The sequence below is a fragment of the Microtetraspora sp. NBRC 16547 genome (assembly GCF_030268965.1).
Classification (GTDB): domain Bacteria; phylum Actinomycetota; class Actinomycetes; order Streptosporangiales; family Streptosporangiaceae; genus Microtetraspora.
Genome location: NZ_BSSE01000021.1, coordinates 98,220 through 115,600 on the forward strand (window position 1 = coordinate 98,220; position 17,381 = coordinate 115,600).

Annotated in this window: 20 protein-coding genes, 2 tRNA genes and 1 other RNA gene; 12 read left to right on the forward strand and 11 right to left on the reverse strand. The window is 69.3% G+C overall.

Translation table 11 applies throughout. From position 1 onward, the window contains the following. Positions 1 to 81 precede the first annotated feature (81 nt). The 5 genes from QSK17_RS25570 to upp all read right to left on the reverse strand — a co-directional run bounded on the left by QSK17_RS25570 (position 82) and on the right by upp (position 3,283). The gene (locus QSK17_RS25570) at positions 82 to 1,413 is read right to left on the reverse strand and encodes a helix-turn-helix domain-containing protein (protein WP_285707811.1); all 1,332 of its coding nucleotides are present in this window, start codon (positions 1,411 to 1,413) and stop codon (positions 82 to 84) included. 122 nt (positions 1,414 to 1,535) lie between these two features. Then, the gene (locus QSK17_RS25575) at positions 1,536 to 2,066 is read right to left on the reverse strand and encodes a PH domain-containing protein (RefSeq protein WP_285707812.1); all 531 of its coding nucleotides are present in this window, start codon (positions 2,064 to 2,066) and stop codon (positions 1,536 to 1,538) included. Then, the gene (locus tag QSK17_RS25580) at positions 2,063 to 2,239 is read right to left on the reverse strand and encodes a hypothetical protein (RefSeq protein ID WP_285707813.1); all 177 of its coding nucleotides are present in this window, start codon (positions 2,237 to 2,239) and stop codon (positions 2,063 to 2,065) included. The genes QSK17_RS25575 and QSK17_RS25580 overlap by 4 nt, the downstream gene beginning before the upstream one ends. A gap of 73 nt (positions 2,240 to 2,312) precedes the next feature. Continuing rightward, positions 2,313 to 2,531 (reverse strand): hypothetical protein, encoded by a 219-nt coding sequence (locus QSK17_RS25585; protein WP_285707815.1) that lies wholly within the window; start codon positions 2,529 to 2,531, stop codon positions 2,313 to 2,315. A 113-nt stretch (positions 2,532 to 2,644) separates the two neighbouring features. Further along, on the reverse strand, positions 2,645 to 3,283 hold the full coding sequence (gene upp / locus QSK17_RS25590; protein ID WP_285707816.1) for a uracil phosphoribosyltransferase: 639 nt from the start codon (positions 3,281 to 3,283) through the stop codon (positions 2,645 to 2,647). Between the two features lie 138 nt (positions 3,284 to 3,421). Here upp and QSK17_RS25595 point away from each other — a divergent pair, with 138 nt between their 5' ends. From QSK17_RS25595 to QSK17_RS25610, 4 genes are all read left to right on the forward strand, one after another. Next, a complete protein-coding gene (locus tag QSK17_RS25595) occupies positions 3,422 to 3,910 on the forward strand; it encodes a tRNA adenosine deaminase-associated protein (protein WP_502889290.1) in 489 nt (162 codons plus the stop codon). A 15-nt stretch (positions 3,911 to 3,925) separates the two neighbouring features. Further along, positions 3,926 to 4,405: a tRNA adenosine deaminase-associated protein gene (locus QSK17_RS25600; RefSeq protein ID WP_285707818.1), complete on the forward strand. Its 480-nt coding sequence runs from the start codon at positions 3,926 to 3,928 to the stop codon at positions 4,403 to 4,405. Positions 4,406 to 4,437: 32 nt separating this feature from the next. After that, positions 4,438 to 4,872: a tRNA adenosine(34) deaminase TadA gene (tadA, locus tag QSK17_RS25605; protein WP_285707866.1), complete on the forward strand. Its 435-nt coding sequence runs from the start codon at positions 4,438 to 4,440 to the stop codon at positions 4,870 to 4,872. A 44-nt stretch (positions 4,873 to 4,916) separates the two neighbouring features. Further along, positions 4,917 to 5,001, forward strand: a tRNA-Ser gene (locus tag QSK17_RS25610). 110 nt (positions 5,002 to 5,111) lie between these two features. Here the strand turns inward: QSK17_RS25610 and QSK17_RS25615 are convergent. The 6 genes from QSK17_RS25615 to QSK17_RS25640 all read right to left on the reverse strand — a co-directional run bounded on the left by QSK17_RS25615 (position 5,112) and on the right by QSK17_RS25640 (position 9,162). After that, entirely contained in the window at positions 5,112 to 5,435 is a 324-nt protein-coding gene (locus tag QSK17_RS25615) for a PP2C family protein-serine/threonine phosphatase (protein ID WP_285707819.1), read from the reverse strand. Between the two features lie 4 nt (positions 5,436 to 5,439). After that, positions 5,440 to 5,598 (reverse strand): hypothetical protein, encoded by a 159-nt coding sequence (locus tag QSK17_RS25620; protein WP_285707820.1) that lies wholly within the window; start codon positions 5,596 to 5,598, stop codon positions 5,440 to 5,442. Between the two features lie 316 nt (positions 5,599 to 5,914). Next, positions 5,915 to 7,063, reverse strand: coding sequence for an epoxide hydrolase family protein (locus QSK17_RS25625; RefSeq protein WP_285707821.1), 1,149 nt, complete (start codon positions 7,061 to 7,063; stop codon positions 5,915 to 5,917). Between the two features lie 417 nt (positions 7,064 to 7,480). Continuing rightward, the gene (locus QSK17_RS25630; protein ID WP_285707822.1) at positions 7,481 to 7,777 is read right to left on the reverse strand and encodes a type II toxin-antitoxin system VapB family antitoxin; all 297 of its coding nucleotides are present in this window, start codon (positions 7,775 to 7,777) and stop codon (positions 7,481 to 7,483) included. Positions 7,778 to 7,825: 48 nt separating this feature from the next. Further along, a complete protein-coding gene (gene ypfJ, locus QSK17_RS25635) occupies positions 7,826 to 8,692 on the reverse strand; it encodes a KPN_02809 family neutral zinc metallopeptidase (protein ID WP_285707823.1) in 867 nt (288 codons plus the stop codon). 384 nt (positions 8,693 to 9,076) lie between these two features. Then, positions 9,077 to 9,162 (reverse strand) — tRNA-Ser (locus QSK17_RS25640). Between the two features lie 95 nt (positions 9,163 to 9,257). Here QSK17_RS25640 and ffs point away from each other — a divergent pair. The 8 genes from ffs (at position 9,258) to QSK17_RS25680 (ending at position 17,379) form a co-directional block, all read left to right on the forward strand. Then, an RNA gene (gene ffs, locus QSK17_RS25645) (signal recognition particle sRNA small type) lies at positions 9,258 to 9,353 on the forward strand. A gap of 43 nt (positions 9,354 to 9,396) precedes the next feature. Beyond that, on the forward strand, positions 9,397 to 11,673 hold the full coding sequence (locus QSK17_RS25650) for a DNA polymerase III subunit gamma and tau (RefSeq protein WP_285707824.1): 2,277 nt from the start codon (positions 9,397 to 9,399) through the stop codon (positions 11,671 to 11,673). A 137-nt stretch (positions 11,674 to 11,810) separates the two neighbouring features. Beyond that, entirely contained in the window at positions 11,811 to 12,158 is a 348-nt protein-coding gene (locus QSK17_RS25655) for a YbaB/EbfC family nucleoid-associated protein (protein WP_285707826.1), read from the forward strand. 6 nt (positions 12,159 to 12,164) lie between these two features. Continuing rightward, positions 12,165 to 12,764 (forward strand): recombination mediator RecR, encoded by a 600-nt coding sequence (gene recR, locus QSK17_RS25660; protein WP_067173886.1) that lies wholly within the window; start codon positions 12,165 to 12,167, stop codon positions 12,762 to 12,764. After that, positions 12,757 to 13,287, forward strand: coding sequence for a DUF5063 domain-containing protein (locus tag QSK17_RS25665; protein ID WP_285707828.1), 531 nt, complete (start codon positions 12,757 to 12,759; stop codon positions 13,285 to 13,287). The genes recR and QSK17_RS25665 overlap by 8 nt, the downstream gene beginning before the upstream one ends. Before the next feature lie 137 nt (positions 13,288 to 13,424). After that, positions 13,425 to 14,699 carry an aspartate kinase gene (locus QSK17_RS25670; RefSeq protein ID WP_285707829.1) on the forward strand — a complete coding sequence of 425 codons (1,275 nt, stop codon included), beginning with the start codon at positions 13,425 to 13,427 and terminating at the stop codon, positions 14,697 to 14,699. Beyond that, positions 14,696 to 15,766 carry an aspartate-semialdehyde dehydrogenase gene (locus QSK17_RS25675; protein WP_285707830.1) on the forward strand — a complete coding sequence of 357 codons (1,071 nt, stop codon included), beginning with the start codon at positions 14,696 to 14,698 and terminating at the stop codon, positions 15,764 to 15,766. The genes QSK17_RS25670 and QSK17_RS25675 overlap by 4 nt, the downstream gene beginning before the upstream one ends. 194 nt (positions 15,767 to 15,960) lie before the next feature. Beyond that, entirely contained in the window at positions 15,961 to 17,379 is a 1,419-nt protein-coding gene (locus QSK17_RS25680) for an amidase (protein WP_285707831.1), read from the forward strand. Positions 17,380 to 17,381: the final 2 nt, after the last annotated feature.

The following is a 17,381-nucleotide window of genomic DNA, read 5'->3' on the forward strand; positions in this document are numbered from 1 at the left end:
GGGACAGTCATCCGATGAGTCAATGACCGGTCGACCCTAATTATTCCAGAGCCCCCGAACGCGTCGCGAACTCAGGGAGGCTTATCGAACGAGTGCCGCCGATGCGGTTGATCCAGGCATATTGGCGCGGATTCCGACGGCTTCAAGAGCTCTACGATACGCCCTGGCCTGCTCCTCGCCGGAACCGGCCTGGCCCCAGAGGTCGCCCAGCTGACGCCAGGCGCGAGCGGTCTCCCTGTCGATGCCGGTGGCCGCTGCGCCCTCCAGTAGATCCTGGGCGGTCCTCAGTGTCGGGGCGGCGTTCTCGGAGCGTGCCAAAGCGATCTCGGCCAGCACCAGATGCGCCGTGGCCGGAACCGTCCCCCGCGCCCCGACGAGCAGGTCGAGCGCGCGGGTGGCGAAAACCGACGCCGCTTCGGCGTCTCCTGAGCGGAACCGCACGTGCGACAGGACGATCAGGCCGCGGGCGTGCTCCAGCACCCGGCCGGGGAGACCGGCCAGGATGGTGGTCGCGGACGTGGCGAACTCGTTGGCTCGGTCCAAATCGGCGTCCTCGGGGGTCGCCGTGGTGATCCTCGCCCAGTTCATTGCAATCCGGGCGAAGCGGAACGCGAGCCGTCCGGACCTCCCGGTTGCGATCGCGTCCTCCGCGAGTTGTACGGCGAGAGCCGAGTCCTCACCCTCGGAGGCAGCGACGCTGGCCCTCCAGAGGGCCATCACCTCGTCGCTGCGGTCGGAGTACTCCGGCGTCTCATGCGCGGCCAGGACGCGCTCGACGTACGGAAGTCCGGTCTCGGTCTCGGCGAGCGCGTCGGCGAGCTCCATCGCCAGTTCGCCCTGCTCGATGCCGAGCGGTTCCACCTGGGACAGTGCCGCCGCGCCCAGATCCCGGGCGCGGAGCGTGTCACCCGCCCGCTGGTAGCAGCGGCACAGAGCCACGGTGATGGGGAGGTCGGCGAGGCGCTCGGGGTGCGCGGTCGCCTCCCGGCGCAGCCGTTCGTACGCCTCTACCGCGGACCCGGTGAGTCCCTGGGCCTCCAGCGCCCGCGCCAGCCCGAGCTGCGCGTGCGCGGCGAGCATGGCGTTCTCCTCGCCGGCGGCCTTGACAATGTCGCCGAAACGGTCGGCCGCAATCGCCGGATCGCCGTGGAAGAGCTCGAGCTCGGCGTGACGGAGACCCAACTCGGTGTCGATGCGTTGCCGCGGTTCGATCCCGTGCAGCAGGAACTCGGTGGTGCACCCGAGCCGTTCGGCGAGCAGCCGCGCCACGACTGGCGTCGGCGTCCGCTTTCCGGACTCGATGAGCGAGACATAACTGTCGGAAAGGTCGGGTCCGGCCAGCTGGGCCTGAGACATGCGCCTGCTCAACCGCAGTCCGCGGACGCGGTCACCGATGGTTCCCTGACTCGGCATCTGATCTCTCAGGGCGGGAAAATGGTCAATGGTCACGTCATAATGGCATGAAGCTAGCGAATCGTGTAACCCTCGGTCAGGAATCGCCACGGTGAAGGTTCGATCACAGCTTCAAAGAGCCATCAGTCGTCCGCATCGTCCTTGCTCGGGAAGATCATCTGGCAGACCTCGAGATACAGGGTCTCGGGGTAGGGGATATAGGTGACCGAGCGGAGGGCCTGATCCTGGCCGGCCGACTCCATGACGAACTCTCCGTAACCGAGCATCCGGCCCAGCAGCGAGCGCTGGAAGCTCATGTCGGTGACCTTCGCCAGCGGCATCATCGCGACCTTGCGAGTGATCAGGCCCGTGGTGAGGAGCATGCGTGTGGACGTGACGACGAAGTAGTCGACCGACCACTCCGCGACCTTCCAGACGAAGCGGATGAGGAGCAACAGCCAGGCCCACCAGACGATGACGAGTGCCCCGCCGCCTCCAGCGTCGCTCAGCCACTTGCTGAGCAGCCCCGCCAGGATCAGGCCGCCGAAGATCTCGGCGACCGGCCTGAGGAGTACGGCGGGGTGGCGCCGCACCATGATGACCTGATGTTCATGGGGGAGAAGGTAACGGTTGACCGACGACGGGGCGGAGTCCCCGTGGGTCACCAGCCTCATGTCAGCCGAGCGAAGAACTGCGCCATCGAGTCCGCCGCCTTGACGACGCCGTTCACGGCGCCCTGCACGGTATGTGCCGCGTCAGTCGGCCTCGACAACAGGTAGAAGGCCACCAGGCCGATCGCACTCCACTTGAGGACTTTCTTGCCCTGCACCGCCGTCACCACTCCCATGACCAATAGATTACCCAGGCACCTACTTCGGTAAAGCAGGTAAAGCCGGAAGATCCGGCTTCGGTGTCGACGGTCATGCGCGCCCTTCGGCGACCACGGCGAGAACCTGTAGGTGCTTGCGCGCGATCCGCTCCACCAGCGCGGGGTAGGCGTGGCCGGTGACCTCGACGGCGCCGTGGTGGGCGACCTCGATGCACCGCGTCACGGTGCTGGCCGGGTGGATCCCCGCGAACTCGTCTCTGAGTGCGGCCTCGACCAACTCGTAGCGTCCGCCATGCGGAAGCTGACTCATGACTCCCCCTGATGCGCGGTCCCGAGAGCCGGGAACGCAAAGACACGTCGTCATTACTCTACGTACCCAGCCGGGTACATGACGTAACTAGACGCGGGAAAGTCTGCGAAAAATCAGACGACGCCGTAGAGGCGGTCTCCGGCGTCGCCGAGGCCCGGAACGATGTACCCGTTCTCGTTGAGCCGCTCGTCCATGCCCGCCGTCACGACCCGGATCGGCTTGCCCGAGCCCTGGAACATCTCGTCCAGGTATGCCACGCCTTCCGGTGCCGCGAGTAGACAGAGCGCGGTGACGTCCTCGGCGCCGCGGTCGAAGAGGAACTGGATCGCCGCGGCGAGCGTGCCGCCCGTCGCGAGCATCGGGTCGAGCACATAGCACTGCCGGCCGGAGAGGTCCTCGGGCAGGCGGGTGGCGTAGGTCTCCGCCTGGAGGGTGGACTCGTCGCGGATCATGCCGAGGAAGCCAACCTCGGCGGTGGGGAGCAGGCGCATCATGCCGTCGAGCATGCCCAGGCCGGCCCGCAGGATCGGCACGACGAGGGGAGCCGGGCGCGACAGCCGTACGCCGTGGGCGGGGGCGAGGGGAGTCTGCACGGTCACGTCCGTGATGCGGACGTCCCGGGTCGCCTCGTACGCCAGAAGCGTCACCAGTTCGTCGGCCAGGCGGCGGAACGTCGGCGAGTCCGTACGGACGTCACGGAGCGTGGTCAGCTTATGGGCGACGAGGGGGTGATCAACGACGAGGCTTTCCATGCCACAGAAGGTACCGTCCTTCGCAATAGGGACGAACGTCACCGCCGGTTTTGATCACAATTTGCACGGAAGCCGTACGGTGGGAACCGGATTCTGGGACGATTGCCTGACGTTGAGACCGCATCGGTGGGGATGACGATGACAGACGAGGACGCGCTGGACTTCGCCATCGTGGTCTATCGCGAGGACGACCGCTGGGAAGCCGAGATGCTGCCGGTGGTGCTGACCTCCGATCTGCGCGGGCTGATCCACGCGCTTCGCCAGACGCCGAGCATGGGCGCCACGATTGGCCTGGTCGCCGTGGGGGATGACTTCTTCGTGGCGCTACGTGTCTTTGGTGAGCGTGTGAGCGTTTTCCTGTCCGATATCACTGCTTCCTGGGATTGGCCGCTCGCGCAGCAGGTCCTTGAATACCTCGATGTCCCCGTACCCGAAGAGGAAGAGCTGGACAGCGTGCTACCCGTCGGCGACCTGTCGATCTTCGCCGACCTCGGACTCGACGAAATGGAGCTCGGCGCACTCTCCGGAGACCTCGACCTGCTACCCGATGAGGTGCTTTCCAGCATCGCCGCGCGGCTGGGCTTCTCCCAGCCGTTTGAACGTGCCGTCGACGCCGCAATCGGCTGACTCGGGAGCCCGGCCATGCCCTCGAGATCCAATCTCTTCTCCGCCGCCTTCGTGAAGACCGACGGCGGATGGACCGGTGCCGAGGTCGACCTCAGCACCGCCGAGATCGCCGACGACCTGGGCGACGCCGTACAGGAGGCGCTCGGCCTCGAAGGCGACGAGCTCGTCCTGCTCTGCGTCGAGGTCGAGGACGAGTGGTTCGCCATCGTCCGCTACGAGAACGACCTCGACCTCCGGGTGTTCCTCTCCGACGCGCAGGCCGGTCTGGCCGACCCGCTGGGCGAGATCTTCACCGACCTCGCCGGAGTCGCGGTCGACGGGGAGGCCTCCGACCTCGGTGTACGGCCGGCGGGTGACTTCGAGCTGCTCGCGGACCTCGGGGTGAGCTCGGACGAGCTGCTCGAGCTCAGCATGGAGGAGGGCCTGCCCGCCGACGTCCTCTCCGTGATCGCCGAGCGGCTGTCCTTCGCCGACGAGCTCGACCGCCTGCGGTGACGACCGGACCGTCCTCGGAGTTCGAGGCGGCCATGCGGCTGGCGCTCGCGCAGGCCGTACGCGCGGGGGAGCGGGGCGACGTCCCGGTCGGCGCGGTAGTGCTGGACGCGGACGGCGTGATCCTGGCCGAGGCGGGCAACGACAGGGAGGCCAGCGGGGACCCGACCGCCCACGCGGAGGTTCTGGCGCTGCGCTCGGCCGCCGCCGCGCGCGGCGAGTGGCGGCTCACCGGCTGCACCCTGGTCGTGACACTCGAACCCTGCACCATGTGCGCGGGTGCCGCGGTGCTGTCCCGCGTCGCGCGCATCGTGTACGGCGCTGATGACGACAAGGCGGGGGCCGTGGGTTCGCTCTGGGACGTTGTGCGGGATCGCCGGCTCAACCATCGGCCCGAGGTCGTCCGCGGGGTCCTGGCGGCGGAGTGCTCCGCCGCACTCACGGACTTCTTCGCCGAACGCCGGCCCTGAAACGACGGCGCGGGCATGGGCGTTTTTCCGGTAAGCTGACCAACGGTGGCGTCGCCTAGTGGCCGAGGGCGCACGCCTCGAAAGCGTGTGTAGGGCAACCTACCGTGGGTTCAAATCCCACCGCCACCGCTCGTGAAGAGAGCCGCCGACCTGGACGAGGTCGGCGGCTCTTCCGCTTTTCACGGAATGGTCACACCCGTGGTCACGAGGCTACTGAGCGTCCCGAACGTCGATGACGATCACAGTGACGTTATCCGGGCCGCCACGATCCGTGGCCAGCGCGACAAGTCGATCGGCGGCTTGTTCTGGATCACCCGATGAGCACAGAACATCTCGGATGAGACCGCCTGCCCCAACACCGCGGTCAGTTCCGCGGGGGCGACCTCGCGGTCATAAGCGCGCAAGGCGTCGATCACAGTGGTGCTGGCCACGTCCCCGGCAGTGTGCCCTCCGAGCCCATCGGCGGCAGCGAACAAGACGCGGCCTGAGTAGACGGCATCTTCGTTCCGGCGGCGCACGAGCCCGATGTGGGTACGAGCGGCGGCTTTGACGGTCAGAGACATTCGATCACGCGCCCGTCTCGACGTCGTCGGGCCACGGACTTTGTGCGGACTCGTCGCGGTGCAGCACGTGCACAGTCTCGACGCGGTCACTCGCCACGACGTACTCGGCCACCTCGATGGGCAGGCCATCGCCGCCCGAGGTGCCCTGAGGAAACCGAGCCATGAGCCGCGTCACGCGGCCTCGCGGCCGCCACCGCATCGGAACTGAGCAGACCCAGGTCCTGAGCCGCTTCTGGGACGGGTCGGCGTGCGGCGTGGCCCGCTGCCTCGACCAGAGGCGCAAGCCGGGAGGCCGCCCTTCCAAAACGTCCGCTCGCCGTGCCGCCCCCGTCGCGGCGAGCGGGCTCATCACTCACATGCCGAGTTGAGGGCGTTTGAGCGGTGCGTTGAACCGGGAGGGGCCTTTACAAGTGGATGCTTGACGGCGTGGAGACCGGCAGGGGAGCCAGGCCGACGTGACCCAGCCCCCCTCCCGAGCATTACGGGCGAAGCGACGTGAAGAATTGCCTCAACTCGCCAGCGAGCAGGTCTGGTTCTTCCAGCGGCATGAAGTGTCCGCCTCTACCAGGCTCACTCCAATGCCGGATGTCGGTGCAGGCGCGTTCGGCGATCTCCCGCGGGAAGTTGGTATACGACGGTTCGGTGCTCACCGTGAACGCGGCCGGCACCATGATGTCCGGCCGCGGGCTGTTGTGGTCGAAGTCGAAGTATTGCCGGAAGGTCGAACCGATCGCGCCACTCGCCCAGTACAGGGTGATGGTCGTGAGCAGGGTATCGCGGTCGAAACGGCTTTCTAGGTCCCCGTGGTTGTCGCTCCAGTCTCGGTACTTGTCGATGAGCCAGGCGGCCAGTCCGGCTGGGGAGTCATTGAGCGCCGCGGCGATGGTGTCTGGCCGGGTGCCCATGATGGCGCTGTAGCCGCCATCGGTCTGGTCATATGCCGCGTCGGCATCGAGATACGCCTGCTCTGCAGGCGAGAGCGGGTGGGAGTCGAAGGCGGCCGGGAACGGTGGGTGGATCATGTGGATGCCGGCTACCTTCTCGGGGTACAGGGCGCCCAGCCAGCCAGTGACCACGCCGCCGATGTCGCCGCCGAAGGCGCCGTAGCGCTGGTAGCCGAGGACGTCGGTCATCAACAGGTGCAGCGTCTGCGCCATCGCAGCGCGAGTGAGCGGCCCCTTGGGCAGCTCCGAGTACAGAAAGCCTGGCAGTGAGGGCACCACCACGTCGAACGCGTCAACGGGATCGCCTCCGTACTGTGCGGGGTTGGTCAGGCGATCGACCAGCGGCAGCATTTCCACGAAGCTGCTCGGCCAGCCGTGGCTCAGGATCAGCGGCAGTGGTGCGGGCGCGTTTGCCGGACGCATCCCGGTCACGCGAAGAAAATGCATCTTCCGGCCGCCGATCTGGGCCCGGTAATGCGGCAGCGCGTTGAGTTCGGCTTCCCGAGCGCGCCAGTTGAACCCGTCGATCCAGTAGGACACCAGGTGCCGCAGGTAGTCGGGGTCGGTGCCAGCCTGCCACGGCTGATCGCCACTGCGGGCGGTGAAGCGGGTACGGGCCAGTCGGGCCCGTAGGTCGTCGAGTACCTCGTCGGATACATCGATGTGGAATGGGGAGAAGGTCATTATTCCTCCGGTTAGGAGGGCGCTCCCCGACGCGAGGTCAGCTGGAAGGGATGGCCGGGTGGAGCGCCCAGACGTGACATTGGGTCTTCACCGGGCTCACCTCCCCTCATCGCTGACAGGAGCCCACTGTACACGCCCTCTTCTCCGCGACGCGCGGTCGACTTCGGCGGCGCGAAGTTCTCCGGCGGCGCGGTCGACTTCACTCAAGCTGTCGACTGGTCCCATCCCCCTTTGGAGCTTCCCGATCTTGTTGCGTCCACGTATGGCCAGCTACCATGCCGATCCACGCAGACCAGCGCAGGGGTAGAGGCTGTTCAAATCCCACCGCCACCACCAGCACAAAGAGCCGCTGACCTGCGTGACCAGGCCGGCGGCTCTGTCGCCTGTCGTGTCGCCCCCCGTCCGGGGCAGCGTGGCTCAGCCCTCGAGTTCGAGCACCCGGGCGTGCAGCACGGAACGCTGGTGCAGTGCGGCGCGCAGCGCCCGGTGCAGGCCGTCCTCCAGGTAGAGGTCGCCGTTCCACTGGACCACGTGCGGGAACAGGTCGCCGTAGAACGTGGAGTCCCTGGCGAGCAGGGAGTGCAGGTCGAGAACCGCTTTCGTGGTGATCAGCGTGTCCAGCCTGACCTGCCGCGGCGGGATCTGGGCCCACTCGCGGTTGGACAGGCTGTGCTCGGGGTAGGGACGTCCGTCGCCGACCAACTTAAAGATCACGGTACGCAGTCTAGGAGAGAAAGCCGCTCCGCGACGTGGGGGATCTCGTCAGATCGCCCCAGCGAAGGTGTCGCAGCGCCGCGGATCGCCGGTGCTGTAGCCCTTTTTGAACCATTTCATTCGCTGGGCTGATGTGCCGTGCGTGAAGTTCTCCGGGCTGACCCGGCCCCGCACCTTCTCCTGGATGCGGTCGTCGCCGACGGCGGAGGCGGCGTCGAGCGCCTGGCGGATGTCGGCGTCGCTGAAGGGCTTGGCGAAGAACCCGGTGCGCACTGCGTTCTTCGCCCAGACGCCGGCGTAGCAGTCGGCCTGCAGTTCGAGCCGTACCGAGCCGCTGGTGGCGCCCTGGCCGGTGCCCTTCGCGATGTCGCCGAGGAGGTTCTGCACGTGGTGGCCGTACTCGTGGGCGATCACGTACGCCTGGGCGAACGGGCCGCCCTCCGCGCCGAACTGGGTGTGCAGCTCGTCGAAGAAGCCGAGATCGAGGTAGACGCGCCGGTCGGCGGAGCAGTAGAAGGGGCCGACGGAGGAGTCGGCGGCGCCGCACCCGGTCCGGATGGCCCCGCTGAACAGCGTCGTCTTGGCCTGCTGGTACCCGTCGACCTGGCCCTTCCAGTATTTCTGGAGGCTGTTGACGACCCCGACGACCCGGCACTTCTCGGACTGGTCGGCGTCCGCGCCGGTCTTGCACTGGGCGGCGAGGTCGCCGCTGCTCGCGGACCTGCCGCTCTGGGCGGGCTGCCCGCCGCCGCTCAGGAGCTCGGTCGGGTCGACGCCGAAGACGAGGGCCAGGACGACCACCACGATGCCCACGGCGCCGCCGCCGATCGCGAGCCCGCCGCCCCGGGACATGCCGCCGGACCCGACGTCGTCCACCTGCGAGGCGTCGAGTTCGGCCCGATCATCGAAATCCATTCCGCGACGCTCCCCAGTGTGCGGGTGATCCTCGTGCGCACGCCGATGCTATCCACAGCCGTGATGCCCCGCGTGTACGAGATCATTACTACTCGCCCGTTATCGTCGGCGCGCTCCGTCGCGGCGCTGTTGCGATGATCGAACCGGCCGTACGGCCGGCGGGCTCGCGCACGACGGCCACGCCGGTGGCACGCAGCTCCTATGGCGGGACCAGCTGTTCAGTCTTCCGGAATGCCACGACCTGACCCGTTGACGCTCTCCGGCGGGCGGCTGAGGGCCGAACTGGGAGCGGACCGAACTGGGAGCGGACCGAACTGGGAGCGGACAGCACGAAGGGCCCGGCTGGATGGACCGGGCCCTTCGCTGTACTGCCTCAACCAGGCGCGGAGGATAGGAGATTCGAACTCCTGAGGGGTTGCCCCCAACACGCTTTCCAAGCGTGCGCCCTAGGCCAACTAGGCGAATCCTCCGCCGAAAAGCTTAGCGGACTTTCCGACGTGTGGTGACCACAGTTTTCCGGCGCCCTGTCCGGCCTCGGCACGCGCCGGGAGTGGTTAGACTGTCTGCGGACCCCTCGCGCGGCGTCATCCTGTGAACCTCCCCAGGGCCGGAAGGCAGCAAGGATAAGCGGGCTCTGGCGGGTGTGCGGGGGGTCTCTGAGTTTCAGGGAACCGCCGACCGGGTCAACCCCCCGAGGAGACGGCATGAGTCTTGCGCTGTACCGCAAGTACAGGCCCGGGACGTTCGCCGAGGTCAAGGGGCAGGAGCACGTCACAGAGCCGCTGCGCCAGGCGTTGCGGAGCGGGCGGATCAACCATGCCTACCTGTTCAGCGGCCCGCGCGGTTGCGGCAAGACCTCCAGCGCGCGCATCCTCGCCCGCTCGCTGAACTGCGAGAAGGGCCCGACGCCCGATCCCTGCGGCGAGTGCGAGTCCTGCGTGGCCCTGGGTCCGACGGGTCCCGGCCACCTCGACGTCATCGAGATCGACGCCGCGTCGCACGGCGGTGTGGACGACGCCCGCGACCTGCGGGAGCGGGCCTTCTTCGCCCCGGTCTCGGCGCGCTACAAGATCTACATCATCGACGAGGCGCACATGGTGACCCGCGAGGGTTTCAACGCGCTGCTCAAGCTCGTCGAGGAGCCTCCGCCGCACCTCAAGTTCGTCTTCGCCACGACCGAGCCGGAGAAGGTCATCGGGACGATCAAGTCCCGGACCCACCACTACCCCTTCCGGCTGATGCCCCCGGCGACGCTGCGCCAGCTCATGGAGGAGATCCTCGACTCCGAGTCCGTGCCGTACGAGCCGGCGGCGTTGCCGCTCGTGGTGCGCGCGGGCGCGGGCTCGGCCCGTGACTCGCTGTCGATCCTCGACCAGCTCCTGGCCGGCGCCGACGACGCCGGCATCACATACCAGCGCGCGGTCTCCCTGCTCGGCTACACCGACGGCGACCTGCTCGACGAGGTGATCGAGGCGTTCGCCAAGCGGGACGGCGCGGCCGTGTTCCAGACGGTCAATCGGGTCATCGAGGGCGGTCACGACCCCCGGCGGTTCGCGATGGACCTGCTGGAACGCTTCCGTGACCTGGTGATCCTCGCCAACGTGCCGGAGGCGGCGGGCAACGGCCTGCTCGACCGGCCCGCCGACGAGCTGGAGCGCCTTCAGGTGCAGGCGGCGTCCATGGGCCCCGCCGAGCTGACCCGCGCCGCCGAGGTCTTCAACACGGGGCTGACCGAGATGCGCGGCGCGGCCTCGCCGCAGCTGCTCCTCGAGCTGATGTGCGCCCGGGTGCTGCTGCCCGCCGCCGCGCAGGGCGAGGCCGCGCTGCTCGCCCGGCTCGAGCGCCTCGAACGCGGCGGCGTGCCGGGCTATGCCGCCCCGGTTCTCGGTGCTCCGAACGCGGTCCCCGCGCCGCAGGCGCCCGCCGCGGCCCCGGTGGCCCCTGTCATCCCAGCCGCAGCTCGGCAGGCTCCCGTGGCGCCCGGCGCTCCCGCGCGTACGGCTCCCGCGTCCGACCCCCAGGACGACTGGCCGGCTCCGGTCCGGCCCGGCGCGCCGAGCGCGCCCCCGCAGGAGGACGTCCCCTCCGGGGCCGTGGCGGCGGTGGGCGGCCCGGTCCAGCAGGCGTGGCCCAGGGTCCTCGACGCGATCAAGCACAGGCAGCGGGTCGCCTGGATGATCCTCAACGCCCAGGGGCGGCTTCTCGGCGTCGACGGCAACCTCGTGACCGTGGGCTTCGAGAAGCCCGGCGACGTGCAGGGCTTCCTCAAGGGCAAGCGCGACGAGGTGGTCGCGGCCGCGCTCGGCGACGTCCTGGGCGGCACCTGGCGGGTCGACGTGGTCGTCGGCGGTCCCGGCCCGGCCGGTGGTTCCGCCCCGCGCGGCTCCGGCGGCCCTTCGGGGACGCCCGGCCCCGCCGACACCGGCTCGCGTGGCCCGTCCCGGCATGAGGGCCGGGGACGGCCGTCCGGTCCGGCCGACGGCCCCGCGCGTACGCCTTCGGCGGGCTCAGGTGAGGCGTCCGGAGCGCGGAACGCCGCGGGTACGGGCGGCGACGCGGCCGGCCCCGGAGGCAACGCGAACGGCATGGCAAGCCCGGGCGCGGCTCAGGCAGCGGCCCCGACGGCGGCTCAGTCAGCGGCTCAGTCAGCGGCTCAGACGGCGACTCAGCCAACGGACGAGTCGTGGCCCGACGCGCCCTCGGACGACTACGACAGCCCGGCGGCCGGATCGGGGAGCTCCCGCGGCTCGGCGCCCAGCCCCGGCCTGGCGGCGGCGAGGTCGGCGGCCCGGGCCGCCGCCCAGGCGGGCCCGCGACAGGCGTGGCCGGAGTCCGTTCCCGGCCACGCGAAGCCGGGGCAGGAGGCGGACGACGTCGATCCGCTCAACGACGCGGACGCGGACGTCGACGAACTCACTGGCATGGCCCTCATCCAGCGCGAGCTCGGTGGTCGTGTCATTGAGGAAATCGACCACTCCTGAGAGGCGCGCACCGCGTCGCTGGGGTATTGCTGGGGTGCGTTTACCCGGAACACGCACTTGCTCCGGTATCAGATCCGCGGCAAACGCCGTAGGCTCGTCGCGACGACAAGTCGCTGGATGCCGAGGAGCGCACGAACGTGAACCCTGGAGATGTCAACCTGCAGCAATTGCTGGAGCAGGCCCAGCTGATGCAGCAACAGCTCGTCACGGCCCAGCAGGAGCTCAGCGACGCCGAGGTCGAGGGGACCGCGGGCGGTGGGCTGGTGGTCGCGACGGTCAACGGCAGCGGTGAGCTGCTCGAACTGAAGATCAGCCCAAAGGCCGTCGACGCGGGCGACCCCGAGGAGACCGCGGAGACGATCGCCGATCTGGTGCTGGCCGCCGTGCGTGACGCGGTGCGGTCCGCCGCCGAGCTGCAGCAGGAGAAGCTCGGCCCGCTGGCGCAGGGGCTCGGAGGCGGGCTCGGCCAGCTGCCCGGGTTCTAGAAGATCATGTACGAAGGGGTCGTCCAGAACCTGATCGACGAGCTGGGGCTGCTGCCCGGCGTCGGTCCCAAGAGCGCGCAGCGCATCGCCTTCCACCTGTTGGCGGCCGATCCCGCCGACGTGAAGCGGCTGGCGCACGCGCTGCTGGAGGTCAAGGAGCGGGTCCGGTTCTGCCGTGTCTGCGGCAACGTCGCAGCCGAGGAGGAGTGCCGGATCTGTCGCGACCAGCGTCGCGACCCGCACGTGATCTGCGTCGTCGAAGAGTCGAAGGACGTCGTGGCGATCGAGAAGACGCGCGAGTTCCGCGGCCGCTACCACGTGCTCGGCGGCGCGATCAGCCCGATCGACGGTGTCGGCCCCGACGACCTGCGGATCCGCGAGCTGATGGCGCGGCTGGCCGACGGCCAGGTCACCGAGCTGATCCTCGCGACCGACCCGAACCTCGAGGGCGAGGCCACGGCCACCTACCTGGCCAGGCTCGTCAAGCCCATGGGGCTGAAAGTGACACGACTGGCCAGCGGTCTGCCGGTGGGCGGTGATCTCGAGTACGCCGACGAGGTCACCTTGGGCCGCGCTTTCGAAGGACGGAGGCTGCTGGATGTCTGATGAGTGGGGCGCCCTGGCGGAACGGATCGCGGGACACGCGCAGAACTACCTCGACGGCCTGACCCGGCTGGCGAGCGGTGAAGGCGGGGACGCCATTCTGCCGCTGCTGCTCGTGGAGGTGGCGCAGGTCAGCCTGGCCGGCACCCAGCTCGGGGCGATGCAGGACGTGATCCTGCAGGGCAACTTCGAGCCGGCGCTGAGCGCGGACCCCGACGTCGACCCTCTCCGTGCGGCTCTCACCGCCCGGCTCGGCCCGGTGGACGACTACGCCGAGGTGTTCGACCCGTACAAGGACACCGCGGTCACGCCGTACCGGCTGTCGGACGACCTCGCGGCGGTGGCGGCCGATCTGGTGCACGGGCTGCGGCACTACCGCGCCGGGCGGCCGCTCGAGGCGCTGTGGTGGTGGCAGTACTCCTACTTCAACACCTGGGGCAACCACGCGGGCGCGGCGCTTCGCGCGCTGCACGCGCTGGTCGCGCACACCCGGCTCGACGTGGTCGAGGAGAGCACGGTCGTCTGACCGTCCGACCATACGGGCGGCCGCGCGCCGGGGAACCAAAACGATGATCATCCCACATGCTGAGCACGTTCCGTCGGGCTGGTGAGACCCGCCAGTAGACTGTGAGCTCCACGTCCTGATTCGTTCGGAGAGTTCCAGTGGCGCTCGTTGTCCAGAAGTACGGTGGTTCGTCCGTCGCCGACGCGTCCTGTATCAAGCGGGTCGCGCAGCGGATCGTCGCGACGAAAAAAGCCGGCAACGACGTCGTGGTGATCGTCTCCGCCATGGGGGACACCACCGACGAGCTCCTGGACCTGGCCAAGCAGGTGTCCCCGCTGCCTCCGGGCCGCGAGCTGGACATGCTGCTGACGTCGGGTGAGCGCATCTCGATGGCCCTGCTCGCGATGGCGATCGCCAACCTGGGTCACGAGGCGCGGAGCTTCACCGGCTCCCAGGCCGGGGTGATCACCGACTCCACGCACGGCAAGGCGCGCATCATCGACGTGACGCCCGGCCGCATACAGGAGGCGCTCGACCTCGGCCGGATCGCGATCGTGGCCGGGTTCCAGGGGGTCTCCCAGGACACCAAGGACATAACGACGCTCGGCCGCGGTGGTTCCGACACGACGGCGGTCGCGCTCGCCGCCTCGCTCGAGGCCGATGTCTGCGAAATCTACACCGACGTGGACGGCATCTTCACGGCCGACCCGCGCATCGTGTCGACGGCACGGCAGATCCCGCGGCTCACCTTCGAGGAGACCCTGGAGATGGCGGCCTGCGGCGCCAAGATCCTGCATCTGCGCTGCGTGGAGTACGCCCGCAGGTTCCAGCTCCCGATCCACGTCAGAAGCTCGTTCAGCACCAAGGAAGGCACGTGGGTCTACACAGACCCCAATACCGAAGGAACCGAGATGGAGCAGCCCATCATCTCCGGCGTCGCGCACGACCGGAGCGAGGCCAAGATCACTGTTGTCGGCGTGCCCGACAAGATCGGAGAGGCTGCCGCCATCTTCAAAACGCTGGCCGAGGCCGAGATCAACATCGACATGATCGTGCAGAACGTGTCGGCGGCGGCCACGGGGCGTACGGATATCTCCTTCACGCTTCCGACGAATGACGCGCAGACCGCGCTCACCGCGCTCAAGAAGATCCAGAGCAAGGTGGTGTTCGACTCGCTGCTGTTCGACGACCGGATCGGGAAGGTCTCCCTGATCGGCGCGGGCATGCGCTCGCACCCCGGCGTCACGGCGACGTTCTTCGGCGCGCTGGCCGACGCGGGGGTGAACATCGAGATGATCTCCACGTCCGAGATCCGCATCTCGGTGGTCGTCGACGAGGACGACGTGGACGCGGCCGTCAACGCCGCTCACCGGGCGTTCGACCTGGACGCCGACGAAGTCGAGGCAGTCATTTACGGAGGTAGCGGTCGATGAGTCGCAAGCCCACCCTCGCGCTCGTCGGCGCGACCGGTGCCGTGGGCACCGTGATGCGGGACATCATCTCCAACCGGGAGGACATCTACGGCGAGATCCGCCTTGTCGCCTCCGCCCGGTCGGCGGGCAAGGTCCTGCGGGTCCGCGGTGAGGACGTCGTCGTCCAGGCGCTGGCCCCCGAGGTGTTCGACGGCGTCGACATCGCCATCTTCGACGTGCCGGACGAGGTGTCGGCCGAGTGGGTTCCGGTGGCGGCCGAGCGCGGCGCGGTCGCGATCGACAAGTCGGGCACGTTCCGGATGAACCCCGAGGTGCCGCTGGTGGTGCCCGAGGTCAACCCCGCCGACGCGCGGATCCGGCCGCTCGGGATCATCTCCACCCCGAACTGCACGACCCTGTCGATGATGGCCGCCATGGGGGCCCTGCACAGCGAGTACGGCCTGCGCGAGCTGGTCGTGGCGTCGTACCAGGCGGTCTCGGGAGCCGGTGTGGCCGGCCCGGCCCGCCTGTACGACGAGGTCGAGGCGCTGGCGGGGGACCGCACCGCCGGGCAGACCGCCGGAGACGTGCGCAAGACCCTGCAGAACAAGCTGGGCGACGCGGAGTCGCCGTTCCCCGCGCCCATCGCGTTCAACGTCGTGCCGTGGGCCGGGTCGCTGAAGGACGGCGGCTGGGCGTCAGAGGAGATCAAGCTCCGCAACGAGTCCCGCAAGATCCTCGGCATCCCGGACCTCAAGGTGTCGGCGACCTGCGTTCGCGTCCCCGTGGTCACCACGCACTCGCTGGCCGTGCACGCGACCTTCGAGCGGGAGGTCACCGTGGCGGACGCGCACCGCGTGCTGACCGCCGCGCCGACGGTCGTCCTGATGGACGACCCGGAGAACGGCGTCTGGCCCACGCCGGTGGACGTCGTCGGCACCGACCCGACCTACGTCGGCCGGATCCGCCAGGCGCTCGACTTCCCCAACACGCTGGACCTGTTCGTCTGCGGCGACAACCTGCGCAAGGGGGCCGCGCTGAACGCCGCCGAGATCGCCGAACTGATCGCGGCTGAGTTCACCGGCTGATCCGCTCGGTCCGGCCGGGCAGGGTCTGCCCGGTCTGGTCTGTCTGATCTGATCTGGTCTGTCTGAACCGACCCGGCCGCAGGCCGGTCGTCACGCGGCCCGGTACGGAGCTTCCGCTTTGTGCCGGGCCACATGCTTTATCTCGACTTTTCAGGATCCTCGATACCAAGGTGAGGCGGAGGACAAGGGCGCCGGTGGACGAGTTGCTGACGTTGGACGCGGTCGGGCAGGCGGAAGCCGTACGGACCGGGAAGGTCTCGCCCCGCGAGCCGGCCGAGGCGGCGATCGCCCGGATCGAGGCCGTGGACGGCGAGCTCAACGCGGTGGTCCACCGGCGGTTCGAACGGGCGCTGGAGGAGATCGACGCGATCCCGGAGGACGCGCCCTTCCGCGGGGTGCCGATCCTCCTCAAGGACATCGGCTGGGCGTCGGCGGGCGACCCGTACGGCGCGGGCTCCAGGGTGCTCGATGGCGTGGTGACGGAACAGGACTCCTACAGCGTCGCGAAGCTGCGCCGCGCCGGGTTCGTGATCCTCGGCCGGACCAGCACGCCGGAACTGGCCACGACGATCACGACGGAGTCGGCTGCCTTCGGCCCGACCCGCAACCCCTACGACCCGGCGTACTCCGCCGGAGGCTCCAGCGGCGGCTCGGCCGCGGCGGTGGCGGCGGGCATGGTCCCGGTGGCCACCGCGAGCGACGGCGGCGGCTCGATCCGGATCCCGGCGAGCATGTGCGGCCTGGTGGGGCTGAAGCCCGCCAGGGGCCGCAGCAGCCACGGCCCCGACGTCGCCGAGTCGTGGGGCGGCCTCTCGGTGCAGGGCATGCTCACCCGGAGCGTACGGGACAGCGCCGCGCTGCTCGACCTGATCGCCGGGATGATGCCCGGCGACCGCTATGACGCCCCGGCGCTGGCGCGCCCGCTGGCCGATGAGGTCGGCGCCGCCCCCGGACGGCTGCGCGTCGGCTTCGTCACCGTCCACCCCAGGGGCGACGTGCCCGAGGATCCCGAGCTGACCACCGCGGTGACGTCGACCGCCGCCCTGCTGGAGGCGCTCGGCCACGACGTCGTCCCGGACCATCCCGCGGCTCTGGGCGACCCCGACTTCGGCATGTATTTCGGCGCGCTCATCGGCGTGAACGTGGCCGCGGAAGTGGAGGCCATCGGCGCGCGGCGGGGCAGGCCCGTGGACGTCGAGGAGCTCGAACCGCGCAACCGGTTCATGGTCACGGCCGCCCGGGGCGTCAGCGCGACCGACTACCTGGCCGCGCTGCGGTGGCTCGACGGGTACCGCAGGCGCATGGCGGCCTGGTGGGACTCGGGGTTCGACCTGCTGGTCACGCCCACGTTGGGTGTCCCGCCCTATCCGATCGGCTGGATGTCGGACGACGACCTGTCCACGTCCCTGGACCGGGCCGGGCAGGGCGGGGCCTTCGCCTCGCCGTTCAACGCGACCGGCCAGCCGGCGATCTCGCTCCCGTTGCGCCGTACGGCTGAGGGGCTGCCGGTCGGCGTCCAGTTCGTCGCCGTGGCGGGGCGTGAGGACCTGCTGGTCCGGGTCGCCGCCCAGATCGAGGCGGCCCGCCCCTTCGAGCACGCCGCGATGAGCTAGTG

Coding starts and splice junctions, on each gene's coding strand:
- QSK17_RS25570 (WP_285707811.1), bottom strand. CDS start 1,413: ATGCCGAGTCAGGGAACCATCGGTGACCGCGTCCGCGGACTGCGGTTG.
- QSK17_RS25575 (WP_285707812.1), bottom strand. CDS start 2,066: ATGAGGCTGGTGACCCACGGGGACTCCGCCCCGTCGTCGGTCAACCGT.
- QSK17_RS25580 (WP_285707813.1), bottom strand. CDS start 2,239: ATGGGAGTGGTGACGGCGGTGCAGGGCAAGAAAGTCCTCAAGTGGAGT.
- QSK17_RS25585 (WP_285707815.1), bottom strand. CDS start 2,531: ATGAGTCAGCTTCCGCATGGCGGACGCTACGAGTTGGTCGAGGCCGCA.
- upp (WP_285707816.1), bottom strand. CDS start 3,283: ATGGAAAGCCTCGTCGTTGATCACCCCCTCGTCGCCCATAAGCTGACC.
- QSK17_RS25595 (WP_502889290.1), top strand. CDS start 3,422: ATGACAGACGAGGACGCGCTGGACTTCGCCATCGTGGTCTATCGCGAG.
- QSK17_RS25600 (WP_285707818.1), top strand. CDS start 3,926: ATGCCCTCGAGATCCAATCTCTTCTCCGCCGCCTTCGTGAAGACCGAC.
- tadA (WP_285707866.1), top strand. CDS start 4,438: ATGCGGCTGGCGCTCGCGCAGGCCGTACGCGCGGGGGAGCGGGGCGAC.
- QSK17_RS25615 (WP_285707819.1), bottom strand. CDS start 5,435: ATGTCTCTGACCGTCAAAGCCGCCGCTCGTACCCACATCGGGCTCGTG.
- QSK17_RS25620 (WP_285707820.1), bottom strand. CDS start 5,598: ATGGCTCGGTTTCCTCAGGGCACCTCGGGCGGCGATGGCCTGCCCATC.
- QSK17_RS25625 (WP_285707821.1), bottom strand. CDS start 7,063: ATGACCTTCTCCCCATTCCACATCGATGTATCCGACGAGGTACTCGAC.
- ypfJ (WP_285707823.1), bottom strand. CDS start 8,692: ATGGATTTCGATGATCGGGCCGAACTCGACGCCTCGCAGGTGGACGAC.
- QSK17_RS25650 (WP_285707824.1), top strand. CDS start 9,397: ATGAGTCTTGCGCTGTACCGCAAGTACAGGCCCGGGACGTTCGCCGAG.
- recR (WP_067173886.1), top strand. CDS start 12,165: ATGTACGAAGGGGTCGTCCAGAACCTGATCGACGAGCTGGGGCTGCTG.
- QSK17_RS25665 (WP_285707828.1), top strand. CDS start 12,757: ATGTCTGATGAGTGGGGCGCCCTGGCGGAACGGATCGCGGGACACGCG.
- QSK17_RS25675 (WP_285707830.1), top strand. CDS start 14,696: ATGAGTCGCAAGCCCACCCTCGCGCTCGTCGGCGCGACCGGTGCCGTG.